This is a genomic window from Spirosoma flavum, from assembly GCF_042686045.1.
Classification (GTDB): domain Bacteria; phylum Bacteroidota; class Bacteroidia; order Cytophagales; family Spirosomataceae; genus Spirosoma; species Spirosoma flavum.
Genome location: NZ_JBHUOM010000002.1, coordinates 718523 through 733260, shown reverse-complemented (window position 1 = coordinate 733260; position 14738 = coordinate 718523). Strand labels below are relative to the sequence as shown.

Genomic DNA, 14738 nt, shown 5'->3' with positions numbered 1-14738 from the left:
CAACTTAATGGTTAAAAGGAACATGCGTGTCAATGACGAACTGGTCCTCTTCCTCACGGTCCTTAAATGGCTGTTTATTTCCAGCCTGATTGGCGGTCTAGTTGGTTTTGCGGCCTCTGGATTCATTTTGTTCATTCACTACATCATTGACCAGAGCAATTACTACCAGCACGTTTTTTATTTACTACCACTGAGTTTTTTTGTGGCCAACCTGCTTAGCCAGTTCGTGCTTAAAAAGCACCTAGGAACCGATGCATTGATTGAGGCTATCAACAAAAACTATGGTAAACTGGAAGGTAGTTTTATTCCCACCAAAATTATAAACGTTGTGCTCATTCTGGCCACGGGTGGCTCAGCAGGTAAAGAAAGTCCATGCGCACAGATTGGGGCGGGCATCGGTAGTGTGTGCGCCAATTTATTTCGGGTGGATGACATTGATCGGCGAAAAATGGTTCTTTGTGGCTTCTGCGCCGGTTTTGCCTGCGTGTTTGGGGCGCCAATCGCGGGCGCTCTATTTGGTATTGAGGTGCTGGCCGTCGGCGTTATTTTTTACGATGTGTTGCTGCCCGCTTTTGTGGCGTCCATTACGGCTTATCAGGTTTCGTCAGCACTTGGCGTTACCTTCTTCTATTATCCACTAAAATTTGTTCCCGCTTTTGGTCAGGGATTTTTTATTCAGCTCCTCACGGGTGGTATCTTTTTTGGCCTCTGCGCCTACGCCTTGATCCGGGCCATTCAGCAGAGTAGCGCTTTCACCAATGCACTGCCACTCTGGCGACCCTGGAAAGGTTTACTCGGCGGGTTTGTTTTGGTCGGCCTGACAGGTTTGTTTTCACGGGACTATCTGGGACTGGGACTCAACCTGATGGAGGGATGCATTAAAGGGCTGCCTGTAAACTGGTACGCCTTTTTACTGAAAGCGCTCTTCACGGTAATTACGCTCAGTATCAGCCGAAGTGGTAGTGTGATTACACCCGTGTTGTTTATTGGGGCGACGGCGGGAAGTTTCTTTGCCGATCTGGTCGGAGCGGACCAATCTACCTTTGCTGCTATTGGTTTCGTGAGCATTTTAGCCGGGACGACCAATACCCCCATTGCTTCGAGTATCCTGGCGATTGAATTATTTGGGGCGACGGTAGCGCCCTACGCAGCCGTTTCCTGCGTAATTAGTTTTATGATGTCGGGTCACCGGAGCCTCTATAGTTCGCAACGTCTAGCCGTGAGCAAATCACGGGCGATTCAGGTTGACGTAGGGAAAGAAATCAGAGACCTGGACCCAGTTAATTCCCGTATTGACATCCATCTGTCAACTTGGTTACGAGATGTAAAGCGTCTATTAAGAAAGCGTTAATATGTAGCCAGCGCCCTGCCATACCTAAGTTGACATTGTTGTTTGAGTAGCCAGTGGTAAAAGGCTATCGGAGCCGATTAAGTGCATGAAACTATTAGTCAAAATTTGGAGCATTCTTCGCTAATTAGGACTTGGCATCATTACCGGTGCCAGCGATGATGACCCTTCTGGTATTGCTACCTATTCCCAGGCCGGGGCCCAGTTTGGCCTGGCTACCCTGTGGACCGCCTGGATCACGTTTCCCCTGATGGCCGCCATCCAGGAGATGTGCGCCCGAGTGGGGATCGTTACGGCCCAGGGCCTGGCGGGTGTCATCAAGCAGCATTATTCCCGATCAGTGCTGTATCTGGTTATTCTCATCAGCTTTCCCGCCATTGCGCTCAATATTGGGGCCGATATTACCGGCATGGGTGCGGTAGCTCATTTACTATTTCCACCTATCCCCACCGCCGTATTTAACGTATTTTTTACCGGTCTCCTGATGGGCGTCATCATTTATTTCCCGTACGAGACAATTGCTTCGGTGTTGAAATGGCTCTGTCTGACCCTGCTCCTATACTTGGTGATCCCGTTCGTGACCCATCAGGACTGGGGGCTGATTGCCCGCAGTACGATCCTGCCAACGATTCATCTCAATAAAGACTTTGCCAGTATGCTCGTCGCCATTCTGGGTACATCGATATCGCCTTACCTCTTCTTTTGGCAAGCCTCTATGGAAGTCGAGAACCGGCAAGCCAACTCACCCGCCGTCCTGGTCGATAAGCGTGACATCAACACCATGCGAACTGATGTAAATATTGGCATGCTTTGCTCGAATATCGTGATGTTCTTTATGATGCTGTCGGCGGGAACGGTCTTGTTTAAAGCCGGTATCCATCACATCGATACGGTAGACCAGGCGGCTAAAGCCTACGAACCTCTCGCGGGGGAGTGGGCCTACTTGTAGCCTATTCAGGGAGCTTACACCCTTGATTAGCTTGCTGTTTTAGCTGGTTTTCTAAGGCTGTACCGTCAATTATAGCCCAGTGTTCAATGATTTTACCATCGGCTACCCGATAAAACCGGTAGCCCATTGTCTTGGCTTGAGCCCCTGTGGCCTCTAGGCCCCGCCATGTTCCCACATGTGTCATCAACAGGGTGATTTTCAGAATCGTCTTACCGGCTTCCGTAACCTGATCGTCAATCAGGGTCTGATGTACAAATGATTGGCTGGTTGCCTGAATCCAGTTTAGTAAGCCGGTTGAGTCCGGAGACAAAGCCGCTGGCAGCGAATGGTCGACGTAATCCGGATGAAGATACAAGCCCAGCTTATCGTACTGTTGTTGATTCCAGATGTCTTCGATAAAATCGGCGATTAGTTGTTTGGTTTGATGATTGGCCATTGCGTTACGTTTTAAGTCAACACAAAAGTAGCCGGGCGGTTTACGGAATATCTGTGACAAAAGTCAAAAAAGAAGCCCTATTTTAAGCTGCGAATGCGACTTAACGTTTCCCGGCGAATACCTAAAAAGGAGGCTAGATGGCCTAATGAAACCCGCTGTACCAAATCGGGTTGCTTGTTGACCAATCGGTCATAACGTTCCCTGGCTGAGTAGCGGGTAAACCAGGCGGCATAGTCTTCCTGCTGTTCCAGCAAGCTTTCCAGTAGCCGTCTGCCGAAAGCCTCCAGTTGGTGGGACCGCCGATACAAATCAAGCAAGTCGGCTTTGGGAATACTAAACAGGGTTGAGGCCTCAAGCACCTGAATACTCAATTCGGAAGCTTGCCCTGAGCGTAGACTTTTCAGATCCGTAACAAATCCGTTCTCGAGCGTAAAGGCAACGTTTCGCTCATCGCCATCGCGGAGATAAAAGCTCCGCAACAGGCCTGCCTCAAGAAAATAAATGTGTTTACACACCTGACCGGGTTGCAGAATTAGATCACCTTTTACCAGTTGGTACTCAACCAGTACGGTACGAAGAAGTAGCCAGCTGTCTTCGTCGAGGGACACCACTTGTTTTAGAGCAGCATACATAGTACAAATGGAAAGAGGCTGTCTTTTGAGCGATGAACAGCCATGTAGTCAGTTTAAACGTTATTCCCTTACTTTGGCTGTCTGAATGGCTAAGTGATCCGGTTATGAAAATCTTACTCGTCGAAGACGAAGTTAGTTTAGCGTCGTTCATCAAAAAAGGACTGGAAGCGGAATCGTTCAGCACCGACGTTGCCTATGACGGCTACATTGGCAAGCAGCTCTTCCAGAAAAACGAGTATGATGTCGTCATTCTGGATGTGAATCTACCGTCGATGAATGGATTCGATCTCTGCCAGTTCATCAAACGGGAAAACGAACGCACCCCTGTTCTGTTGCTTACGGCGCTGGATTCGTTAGACGATAAAGTCAGGGGATTCGACGCGGGTGCGGATGATTATCTACCCAAACCATTTGCGTTTAAGGAATTGCTGCTTCGCCTTCGGGCCATCACCAAACGCCATGTGCTCCGTCATTCGACCGTATTGCACTTGGCTGACTTGACCCTGAATTTAGATACCAAAGTAGTCACGCGGGCTGAGAAGCGCATCGAGTTGACCTCCAAAGAGTTCGCCCTGCTGGAATATATGTTGCTGCATAAAGGCAAAATCATTTCCCGTGCCGAACTGGCCGAACGGGTCTGGGATACGGATTTCGACTCCAACACCAACGTCATTGATGTGTACGTCAACTACTTGCGCAAGAAAATCGACAAGGAATTTTCGACCAAACTCCTGCACACGGTGATCGGCATGGGCTACTCATTGCACGACTCATAAGGTACGCCCAGCTACGACCGACCTATGCTGATCCGACACAAACTAACCCTCCTGTTTACGGGCATCGTGCTGGCAATCCAAGTTGCCTTCACCAGCTTTGTCTATACATTTTACTCGGTGTACCGGGAACAGGGATTCACGGTACGCCTTCAGGGAAAGGCCCGGCTGTTCGGTCGGGTCATGATTTCCCGTCATTCCGATCAGGGCGTACTGGACCGGGCGCTCAATGCCACAGATCTGCAAACCCTTACCGAAGAGCACATCAGTATTTTCGATCAGAAAGGTGATCTTCTGTTTACGAACCAATTGCCTGCTTTCGTACAAAAGGAAGCCCGATTGATCCCGTCCCTGACTCAGAAAACACCACTCCCCTTTACGATTAATCAAAATGAAGGCGTTGGCATTATATACCAGGATCAAAGCCTCCTATATTCCATCTTTGTGACGGGTTACGACCGATTGGGCCATTCCAAACAGCAGAATCTGTTTATGATCCTGCTGGTCGCTAATGTCGGCGGCTTTTTGCTCATCATGGTCGCGGGCTGGTACTTTGCGGGGCGATTCTTACGCCCCCTGGCCAGCATGGTCAATATGGTCAGGGGTGTACAACCAATTTCGGATGCGCACCTAAACCTGCGGCTAAACGAAGGCAACCAGACGGATGAAATTGCCCAACTGGCAATTACCTTCAATCAGTTACTGGCCCAGCTACGGGCCACCTTCGAGAACCAGCGGCAGTTTGTCTCCCATGCGTCCCACGAACTGCGCACACCTTTGACAACGGTGCTGGGAACGCTGGAAACTTCCCATCAGTACGATACCGATCCGGCTGACTTCCGGATCAGTATGGAGGTGGCCATGCGGGAATTAACCAAATTGGCTGGCTTGACCAACAGCTTACTGAATCTAGCCAAAATGGGCGACGGTTCTCTATCGATGACCCCTGTCCGGCTAGAAGAATGCGTCATGGCTGCGGTTAGTCAGGTAAAACGAAAACGAACCGGCTGTAGCCTTGTACTTCAGTTTGGCGAGATGCCCGACGATGACTTTTTCATGGTCATGGGTAACGAAATCCTGCTCACAACGGCCATCCAGAACGTTATTGACAATGCCTGCAAATATTCCCGACAGGTGGTGCAGGTGGATTTATTTACCCAGCCAGCTGATGGAATACACCTGATCATCATTACCGATCAGGGCGTTGGCATTCCGCCCGACGATCTTCCCCATGTATTCGAACCCTTATACCGGGGTAAAAATGCGGGGCAGGCCGAGGGATTTGGGGTAGGGCTGGCAATCACCCAGCAGGTCATTCAGCGGCACCGGGGTAAAATTAGCCTGGCCTCAACGCCAACCACCGGCACGATGGTTCGGGTCGAACTGCCCATTCTGGATGCTAACACAAGTACGGCTGCTTAATGGGGCGGGGCGATCCGTTACGTCCTGAGTCTAATTCGATCCACCATCGATCGATTCTAATGAATTCTAATCTCCTCCTAAGACAGCGCTAATCCCACAGCTTCATCTTTGTCCCAGGCTTAAACGGCGATCGGGTTATGAAGCGGACTGCCTCCATTAATTTCTTAGCTATCATTCTGACTATCGGCCTTCTGGCTTCGCTGGGCGTAAATATCTACCAGTTATACAGTCATGGTGTTCGTGGGTCGTCTGACTCGGAGGCAGTGGACCAGGCGACTGAAGCGGCTCAACTGCTTAAGCAACTGTCGACCTGTGATCAGGAAAATACCCGGAAAGATAGCGTCATCGCTGTCCTCAGGAATAGTTCAGCCAGCCCTGCATACTCCACCTTGTCCACCCGCCAGGGACCTTGATCGGAGGATTCAATCTCCTGTTGACAGAAAGCTTACCTGGTTTACGCTGATTCTTAGCTATATGAAAATCCTATTGTCTAGTCGATTTCTTTTGGGTCTGCTGCTTATCAGCACCGGCATAGTATCGGCCCAATCCGTACCGGCCGATTCGATCCTGACGCTTGCCAGAGCCCTTGATCTGGCGGTACAGAATTACCCATCCATTAAAAATAAACTCACCGAAACCGAAGCGACAAAAGCAGATTTGGCTGCGCGAAGAGCCAGTTTCCTGCCCGTTGCCTCGTTTCAGGCCCAGGCATTATATGCCACGTCCAACAACGTCCGGGGTGCTGCCTTTCCCAATGAAGGATCGACCAACTCGGTTTCCAGCGGGATTAAAGCCAATGGCCCTACGGCGGACGCGGTCTGGGGCAGTCTGAGTTCCCTGAACGTCAATTGGAAAGCCATCACGTTTGGTCGTAATAAAGCGGAATTAGCCCTGTCTAAGTCGTCTATCCAGCGCGCGAATGCTGACTACCGGCAGGAGCTGTTTGTTCACCAGGTACGCGTGGCCGATACCTATCTGATGGCGCTCATTGTCGACCAGACAGTTAAGGTCCAAGCCGCTAATCTCGCCCGGATCGAGTCTTTTCGGACCGTCATGCAGGCCAATACCCGCTCGGGCAGACGGCCTGGGGTCGATAGTGTATTGGCCGACGCGGAACAGGCCAAAGCCCGGTTACTGCTGATCGAGAGTCGTCGGATGGCCCAGCAGCAACGGGTGCAATTGGGTGAGTTTATGGGTTTTCCCGGTTCGGCGTTCCAACTCGATACCAATACCTTTCAGGTTTCCATCCCCCCCGATTTTCAGTTTTCAGCCGATAATCTGGCTAATCATCCCGTACTGGCTTTTTATCGACGGCAGATTGATTTCAGCCAGGCCCGGGCAGAAGCGATCCGAAAATCCTATTTACCCGCTATCTCGCTGAATGGGTCGTTCTGGGCGCGGGGATCGGGCATTAGTGACAACACCACGCCTGAAGGCAATTTCATCTATAACTCATCCCTGGGGGCGGGTTTGCCCTTTCGGGTAGCCAACTATTTTGTGGGGGTAAGTACGTTTTGGCGGTTCAGTGATGTGTTCCGGACCCGGCAGGAAACCAAAGCCCAGGTCTTGCGAACGCAGGGCGATCAGTACCAGTACGATCAGGAAGTGCTGCGCATCCGGGCTCAGCAGCAAATGGCCGACCTCCAGATTCAGAACGCCTATGAAGCCGCTCAGCAGGCCCCCGTCCAATTGGGTGCTGCGCGGGCCGCGTATGAACAGGCGCAGGCGCGCTACACGGCAGGTCTCTCGAACGTGTACGAATTCACCCAGGCGTTTATCCTGCTGAACCGGGCCGAGATTGACCAGTTCGTCACGACCAATAATGTCTGGCGGGCGCTACTGCTCAAGTCGGCTGCGGCAGGCGACTTAACCGATTTTATCAAACTGACCACGAAATAACCCCGCTTCAGATGAATCAACTCATCGCTTCTGCCCTCACCCGACCCGTCACAATTGTGGTACTGGTGCTGGGAATGCTCGTGTTCTCGGTCATGGCCGTGCTGAACATTCCCGTCGATATTTTCCCCAAACTCAACGCCCCAACCATCTACATCGCCCAGTCCTACGGCGGCATGATGCCTTCCCAGATGGAAGGGTTCATTGCCACCCGCTACCAGAATCAGATGCTGTACGTATCGGGCGTGAAAGACGTAGACGTCAAAAACGTGCAGGGACTGACGCTGGTGAAATGTTCCTTTTACGAAAATACGAACATGGCTCAGGCTGCCGGGGAGGTCGCCAATCAGGTGAGCCGGGTATTATCCTACCTGCCGCCCGGTTCCCAGCCGCCGGTAGTCGTGCGCTTTGATGCCTCCACTCTGCCCGTGGGTCAGCTGGTGTTCAATTCCAAGACCCGGTCCTTGTCGGAGATTCAGGATCTGGCGTCGACTAAAATCAGGCCTCTGCTGGCTAAGATTCCGGGCGCTTCGTCTCCACCGCCCTTTGGCGGCAACGAACGAACGGTGGTGATCAGAGTCGATCCAGCCAAGATGCAATCCTACGCCCTGACGCCCGACCAGATTGTGCAATCGGTAGTCAAGGCCAATCAGATTTCTCCCGCTGGCGTGGTGCGGATGAAAGACTACGCCTACATGACTCCATCGAACTCGGTCATTAATTCCGTTAGTGAATTTGCACAAATCCCCCTGAAAATGGGCATGGGGCCAACCGTCCTGCTGGGTGATGTGGCCACCGTCAATGACGCGGCTGACCAAACAGTGGGCTACGCCCTGGTGAATGGCAAACGGGCGGTATACATTCCAGTGACCAAAACGGGGGATGCCTCCACGATGGCCGTCGTTAAGGCCCTGAAAGCAAAACTGGCCGAGATGCAGAGTTTGCTGCCCGACGATGTCCAGCTCAGCTACGAGTTCGATCAGTCGGTATATGTGTCCAATGCGGTGAGTGGACTGATGAGCGAGGGCATCATCGGAGCCGTCCTGACGGGACTAACCGTCCTGCTATTTTTACGAGACTGGCGCAGTTCCCTGATTGTGGTCCTGACGATTCCGGTGGCTATTCTGGCATCTGTGATGCTGCTCAATGCTGCCGGTCAGACCATCAACATCATGACCCTCTCGGGATTAGCGCTGGCCATTGGTATTCTGGTCGATGAAGCGACGGTGACCATCGAAAATATTCACCAGCACCTGGAAATGGGCAAATCCAAAGCGCGGGCGATTTACGATGCCTGTCTGGAAATTGCCTTCCCGGAGTTTTTGATTCTGATCTGTATCCTGGCCGTATTTGCGCCTTCCTTTTTGATGAGTGGTGTACCCAAAGCCATGTTTTTACCGCTCTCGCTCTCCATTGGATTTGCGATGATCGTGGCCTTTTTTCTGGCCCTGACGCTGGTGCCGGTGCTTTCGAACTGGTGGATGAAATCGCATCACAAAGGGGAACACGAAGCGGCTGTTGAGGTACTGGATAAGCAGGAATTAGCCGAGGTTGAGCTCCATGAAAGTTTTGAGAAGAATCGCAAAAATGAACTGAAAGGGTTTGAAAAATTCAAAGCCCGGTACGTGTCACTGGTCGCATTACTGCTACGGCATCGAACGGTGGTAATTAGCTGTTACGTCCTGATCACCTTTGGATTAGCGGGTCTATTGTTTATGCATATCGGTCAGGACATGCTGCCCAAAAGTAACGCCAAACAATTTCAGGTGCGGGTCATTGCCCCCCAGGGGATGCGTATTGAGCGAACCGAAGAACGGGTCCAGCGGGTGCTGGGTATCATTGAGCAATTAGTCGGAAAAGAAAATGTAGAGATTTCCTCCGCCTTTGTTGGTATGACCCCTTCCAGTTACGGGACCAGTAATTTGTATGTATTTAACGCCGGTCCTCACGAAGCAACCGTGCAGGTGGCCCTGAATGAAGGCTATACCGGCAACATGGATGTGCTTCGAGATAAGCTTCGGGCCGAGGTTAAGAAACAACTGCCGGGCGTAGGCATTTCCTACGAACCCATTGAGCTGACCGATAAAATCATGAGCCAGGGCGCATCGACGCCGATTGAAATTCAGGTCGGAGGCAAAAGCCTGGAAGATGGCCAGGCCTATGCCAAGCGGTTGCTGGATGGGTTGAAATCCATTCCGTACCTGCGTGATATCCGCATTAAACAGCCCCTGAATTATCCCACGCTGGATATTCAATTCGACCGGATTAAAGCGGCTCAGTTCGGTCTGACCGCTGATGATATATCAAAGAGCCTGGTAGCCGCCACCTCATCGAGTCGGTTCACGGCCAAAAATCTTTGGCTGGATCGAAAAACGGGCTACGCCTATCAGGTGCAGGTTCAATTGCCCGAATACGAAATGAGCTCCCCCGAAGACATGGAAAATATCCCTCTGGTGAAAGGTCAGCTTCGCCCAACGCTGGGCGACGTAGCAACGATCCGCAGAACGACGGTACCGGGAGAATATGACCGCAGTGGTCCCCGGCGGCTAGTGACCGTGTCGGCCAATATTTTCAATAAGGACCTGGGTACAGCCACTCGCGATGTACAACAAGTCATTGATGGATTGGGAGCCCCGCCAAAGGGTACCGTGGTCGAGTTGCTGGGGATGGCCCAACTGCTGCGCGAAACGCTGGGTAGTTTACAAACCGGTCTGGGCTTGGCCATTGTCGTGATTTTCCTGGTCTTAATGGCCAATTTCCAGTCATTCGGTGTCGCTTTCGTAGTGCTCTCGACTATTCCGGCGGTACTGGCCGGGTCACTGGGTTTGCTAACGCTGACCGGCAGCACACTCAATCTACAATCATATATGGGCATAATCATGTCAGTAGGAGTATCGGTGGCCAATGCGATCTTACTAATTACCAATGCTGAACAGTTGCGATTGGTCTATAATGATTCGACGAAGGCCGCCATAACAGCCGGAGGCATGCGTCTACGACCTATCATGATGACCTCGATGGCCATGATTGCCGGGATGATTCCAATGGCCTCGGGGCTGGGTGAAGCGGGGGACCAATCGGCTCCGCTGGGTCGGGCGGTGATTGGGGGCTTGTTTTTCTCGGCTTTTGCGGCCTTACTGATTCTGCCCGTCATTTTTGCCAGTGTCCAGGGCAAAGCCTCCGTCAAATCATCCTCGTTGAATCCTAATGATGAAGAAAGTGAATTTTATGACGGCGTTGACCCGCTGAAAAAACAACTCTTAACCACGCACCCCAACTAATCTGCCCACTACCTGACGCTTGGCCCGGTTATCAATACCGGTCTCCGATACCCGGAACACCGAACGTCAGGCCGGGCACCAATCGTCTCTACTTCTATGAAAAACCTACTGTATTATAGTGTGTTGCTACTGGTAATGGCCTTGCTGCTACCGGCCTGCTCGTCGGATGAGAACACCAAAAAAATGACTGGCGAGCAGGCGGAAGCCGTCAGTCAGGCGGCTTATCAAACTGTACTCGTATCGGTAGAATCCGTCGCGAAGCAACTAGCCTTACCGGGTGAATTTATCCCTTATTACGATGTGGCGCTGTACGCCAAGGTGAACGGTTTTATCAAAAGCATGCCCGTTGATGTGGGCGCTAAAGTGAATCGGGGACAGGTGCTGGCCACCATGGAAGCGCCCGAGCTGGAATCGGATTTAAGCCGGACGCTGTCAGATCTAACAGCCGCCAAAGGCCGACTCAACATCAGCAAAAGCAACTACCGGCGACTAGTGCAGGCGTCCAAAACAGCCGGAGCTGTGGCGCCCCAGGAGTTAGATCAGTCACAGGCGGTGGTGATGGGCGACAGTGCCAATCTGACCAGCCAACAACAACGGGTTGCAGCAGCCAGGCAAATGAAACAATACCTGATGCTCACCGCTCCCTTCGACGGGGTGGTTACTGAACGCATTCTTAGTCCGGGGGCGCTGGTGGGTCCAACCCAGAAAGATGCCCAGCCCATGCTGAAACTCAAAGAAATCGGTCGGCTACGTTTGCAGGTAACAGTGCCGGAGGTCTATGCTGGCCAGATTCGGCAGGATGCACCGGTCACCTACTCGGTAAATGCTTTTCCAGGTAAGGTGTTTACCGGCAAGATTAACCGGATTTCTTACAATGTCGAACGCAGTGTCCGGGCTGAGCTAATTGAGATCGAAGTGAAGAATCCAGGTCTGCAACTCATGCCCGGAATGTACGCCACGGTGGGCTTTCCGGTCCAGCGGCAAAGCAAAAGCCTGTATGTACCAAAATCAGCGGTGGTCGTTTCGATGGAAGGGAGCTACGTCATTACGGTGGTTAAGGGTAAAACGCACTGGGTGACGGTACAAACCGGAAATGAAACTGCCGGACAAACCGAAGTGATCGGTAATCTCAAACCCACCGATCAGGTCCTGGTGAAAGGGTCCGACGATATTCGGGATAACGTGGCCATCAAAACGATCAGGGCAACGTCCACTGTCGGCACAAGGGAGGTTTCCGCTCGGTAGCGAGGGTATTGGGTGAGAATAGACCGTAACGTCATTCACATACTGAGCTTCTGGACGGCCTGGCAAGTTGCTAAGCTCTCAGTTGAAAAACCGACTTTCTATTTCTAACATACAGTACCGACTTATTTTACATTACAAACAAGAATAACACGATGAAAACGATACTCTTTCTGGCCATTGGCGTTTCCTTGAGCATTCCCGATTTAGTTCATGCTCAGGCAGCGAACCCGGCTTCATTTAATGGAGCCACGACCACAAAGTATCATAATCAGGAGGTTTATCAGCTGAACAGCGATGAAGAGGCAAAAATCAAAGCAACCCTGAAAAATATTCAGAATTGTTTAGATGATCCACGGTTAAAAGGGAATCTGGAAGTCGAGTTAGTTGTGCAAGGAGCAGGCATTGCTGGCTTCCAAAAGGACAAATCGTATGAAGAACTGATCAAAAACTTGCAAAATCAGGGCGTTATTCTGGCCATGTGTGAGAACACCATGCGCGAACGAAAGGTGAGTAAAGACGATCTTTCCTCCTTTGTCAGCTACGTGCCTAATGGGAATGGGGAATTGGTTATTCGCCAGCAGCAAGGTTGGGCGTTTATGCATCCCTAATCAACCAGTCAGCCGTAGTATTTGGTTAGGTAGGCTAGGATAGGCTTTTCTGTATCGCCTAAATCCCACAACTTCTGGGTACGCTGCATCCAGCGAATCCGCTTAATCCATTTTTCCTGGTCAAAATGGCTTTGCAAAATCAGTTTGCTGGAATGGCAGGCCGTACATTTTTTTGGGAACGTAATGACGGACTTCACCGGAATCGATTCGATGATTTTAAAGTTACTATCCGGCGGATCAACGCAAAGAACGACCGGATGAATCGGTACCCGGTAGCTCTTGCCCGTCATTTTAGCTCCGTCGTGAACTTTGTTTCGGATGGCAATTGTATGCAGCCATTTGCCAGACACCGACGCTGGCCAGCTGCCAATCACCAACCGTAGGGGGTGGCCATGCACCAGCTCCCGTTCATGGCCCAGGCGACCAGCGTTTCGTCTTCGAGCGCTTTTTTGATGGGCACGCCCCGGGAGATTACAGGTTGGTTTGGATCTCCGCTCAGGTGCAGGTCCTGCCCGTAATAACCGATGTAAACCGCCGTGTCGGTAATGCCGACGTCGGCTAGAATATCCTTCAATCGAACGCCGGTCCACTCGGCGCAACTTACTCCGCCCTCGGTCCACTGATTTTCCACCGTTTCGGGAAAGAAGCCTGCCCGTCCGTTTCCCCCGCATTCAACCACCAGTTGATAGGTGTAGGGTTTGAATTTGGTTTTCAACTCACTCAGGGAATAGGTTTTCGGAGCTTTCACCGATTCACCGTTGATGGTCAGCTTCCAGTTCGCTACATCGATGGTAGCGGGAATCTGCCCATTGTTGCGAATGAACATCTTGTCGGCGGGGGGTTACCGCATCGTCGAGCAGGTAGGCAGGTGTTTCTACGTTCCAGGGTTTGTCGTTGAGAATGACCAAATCCTTATTTTTGGCGGTCATTGGATCGGTAGGTTCCGCTCCAGCGTACCGGTCAAACGCCAATGGCAGGTAATGTTTGGGAAGTCGGTCGGCAAAGACGATGTTCGTGCCCAGCAGGGCGGTTAGCGTTGTTAGGGAACCGGCCGCCGGTTAAACAGACTCGAAGTGTCGTTGTTCATAGGTTTAGAAGCGTACGCAAGGCTAATTTGTTTGTTGAGTTACATCCTTGTTTTATGCGTCAAGCGCCAGGTCAGTAGGGTCTGGATAGAGTACCCAGACCGACGAGAAAGAGTCCGACAAAGCCCAGCGATGTTTGTAAGCCTTCAGGCCGCATGATTAAGGTGAAAGCAAAGCCTCCTATGATCAAAACGCAGAAAAAATGGGGAAGGAGTCGTTTGAGTGGACCTTGACATCTCGCGTATGAATTGAACTTACGCCCGATCTTCAGATCGCCAAATAGTTCGATCCAGCATAAATTATTAATTTCTACTAACTAGAAACTGGGTGGTGAAGTTTCTGGGTTGTATCCATTCAGTTAGACTGATCATCACATGAAAATCACCAAATACATCCACTCCTGCCTATTACTGGAAAAAAGACGGACAGCAGCTCCTGTTCGATCCTGGCAAATTTTCCTTTATCGAGGGGTTGGTAAAACCCGAAACCTTTCGACATGTAGCGCAGGTGATCATTACCCACGACCATCCCGATCATTTGGACGTCGATATCCTCAAACAGATTGTAAACCTGAGTGGAGCCCAGGTACTTTCGACGCAGGAAGTGGCCGATAAACTCCACCCACTGGCTATTCCCGTGCGGGTTATTGAGGAAGGAACCTTTCAACTCGGTACGTTTTCCCTGCAAGCGATTAGCGTTCAGCATGAGCCCGTTTTGGATGATCACCTGCCCAGGATGTTTGCCTTTGTAATTAACGATCAGGTGATCAATCCCGCGGACTCGTTCTCCCCTTCTCTGCTGAATTATAAGGGGATCGAGTTGCTGGTGCTGCCCGTCATGGCTCCGTTTCTGACCGAGCTCATGGTGGCAGATTTTGCCAAACAGATACAACCTAAACAGATCCTGCCCGTCCATGATGGCTATGCCAAATCGTTCTTTCTCAAGCAACGCTATGAAACCTACGGGCCCTATTTTGAGAAACTGGGCATTCAGTTTCATTACCTGACCGAACCAGGACAGGCCATTATACTATAGGTACTTAAAACCGCAGTGGTGATAAGCA

Annotated in this window: 15 protein-coding genes; 11 read left to right on the top strand and 4 right to left on the bottom strand. The window is 51.2% G+C overall.

The window, feature by feature from the left end; genetic code table 11:
* Positions 1-22: 22 nt before the first annotated feature.
* Positions 23-1351, top strand: coding sequence for a chloride channel protein (locus ACFS25_RS08590; protein ID WP_381498688.1), 1329 nt, complete (start codon positions 23-25; stop codon positions 1349-1351).
* 136 nt (positions 1352-1487) lie between these two features.
* The gene (locus ACFS25_RS08585) at positions 1488-2297 is read left to right on the top strand and encodes an NRAMP family divalent metal transporter (protein WP_381500825.1); all 810 of its coding nucleotides are present in this window, start codon (positions 1488-1490) and stop codon (positions 2295-2297) included.
* Position 2298: 1 nt separating this feature from the next.
* Here the strand turns inward: ACFS25_RS08585 and ACFS25_RS08580 are convergent, their stop codons facing one another.
* Positions 2299-2733, bottom strand: a complete 435-nt coding sequence (locus ACFS25_RS08580; protein WP_381498686.1) for an ester cyclase — start codon at positions 2731-2733, stop codon at positions 2299-2301.
* A gap of 77 nt (positions 2734-2810) precedes the next feature.
* The gene (locus ACFS25_RS08575) at positions 2811-3365 is read right to left on the bottom strand and encodes a Crp/Fnr family transcriptional regulator (RefSeq protein ID WP_381498683.1); all 555 of its coding nucleotides are present in this window, start codon (positions 3363-3365) and stop codon (positions 2811-2813) included.
* A 104-nt stretch (positions 3366-3469) separates the two neighbouring features.
* Between ACFS25_RS08575 and ACFS25_RS08570 the strand changes: the two genes are divergently transcribed.
* The 7 genes from ACFS25_RS08570 (at position 3470) to ACFS25_RS08540 (ending at position 12590) form a co-directional block, all read left to right on the top strand.
* The gene (locus ACFS25_RS08570; RefSeq protein ID WP_381498680.1) at positions 3470-4141 is read left to right on the top strand and encodes a response regulator transcription factor; all 672 of its coding nucleotides are present in this window, start codon (positions 3470-3472) and stop codon (positions 4139-4141) included.
* 24 nt (positions 4142-4165) lie between these two features.
* Positions 4166-5560: an ATP-binding protein gene (locus ACFS25_RS08565; RefSeq protein WP_381498677.1), complete on the top strand. Its 1395-nt coding sequence runs from the start codon at positions 4166-4168 to the stop codon at positions 5558-5560.
* Between the two features lie 137 nt (positions 5561-5697).
* The gene (locus ACFS25_RS08560; protein ID WP_381498674.1) at positions 5698-5973 is read left to right on the top strand and encodes a hypothetical protein; all 276 of its coding nucleotides are present in this window, start codon (positions 5698-5700) and stop codon (positions 5971-5973) included.
* Between the two features lie 61 nt (positions 5974-6034).
* Positions 6035-7459 carry a TolC family protein gene (locus tag ACFS25_RS08555; RefSeq protein ID WP_381498671.1) on the top strand — a complete coding sequence of 475 codons (1425 nt, stop codon included), beginning with the start codon at positions 6035-6037 and terminating at the stop codon, positions 7457-7459.
* An 11-nt stretch (positions 7460-7470) separates the two neighbouring features.
* Complete coding sequence (locus ACFS25_RS08550; protein ID WP_381498668.1) at positions 7471-10737, top strand: efflux RND transporter permease subunit; 3267 nt, start codon at positions 7471-7473, stop codon at positions 10735-10737.
* A 96-nt stretch (positions 10738-10833) separates the two neighbouring features.
* Entirely contained in the window at positions 10834-11982 is a 1149-nt protein-coding gene (locus tag ACFS25_RS08545) for an efflux RND transporter periplasmic adaptor subunit (protein WP_381498664.1), read from the top strand.
* 152 nt (positions 11983-12134) lie between these two features.
* Entirely contained in the window at positions 12135-12590 is a 456-nt protein-coding gene (locus ACFS25_RS08540) for a DsrE family protein (RefSeq protein WP_381498661.1), read from the top strand.
* Positions 12591-12598: 8 nt separating this feature from the next.
* On the opposite strand, the gene ACFS25_RS08535 is transcribed toward ACFS25_RS08540, so the two are convergent.
* Together ACFS25_RS08535 and ACFS25_RS08530 are read right to left on the bottom strand one after the other, a co-directional pair.
* Complete coding sequence (locus ACFS25_RS08535) at positions 12599-12964, bottom strand: hypothetical protein (protein WP_381498659.1); 366 nt, start codon at positions 12962-12964, stop codon at positions 12599-12601.
* Positions 12961-13416: a molybdopterin-dependent oxidoreductase gene (locus ACFS25_RS08530; protein WP_381498656.1), complete on the bottom strand. Its 456-nt coding sequence runs from the start codon at positions 13414-13416 to the stop codon at positions 12961-12963. Before ACFS25_RS08530 ends, ACFS25_RS08535 begins: the two co-directional genes overlap by 4 nt.
* Here ACFS25_RS08530 and ACFS25_RS08525 point away from each other — a divergent pair.
* Positions 13409-13624, top strand: a complete 216-nt coding sequence (locus tag ACFS25_RS08525) for a hypothetical protein (RefSeq protein WP_381498654.1) — start codon at positions 13409-13411, stop codon at positions 13622-13624. The two genes, ACFS25_RS08530 and ACFS25_RS08525, sit on opposite strands and share 8 nt — an antisense overlap.
* Before the next feature lie 486 nt (positions 13625-14110).
* On the top strand, positions 14111-14710 hold the full coding sequence (locus tag ACFS25_RS08520) for an MBL fold metallo-hydrolase (protein WP_381500822.1): 600 nt from the start codon (positions 14111-14113) through the stop codon (positions 14708-14710).
* Positions 14711-14738 lie beyond the last annotated feature (28 nt).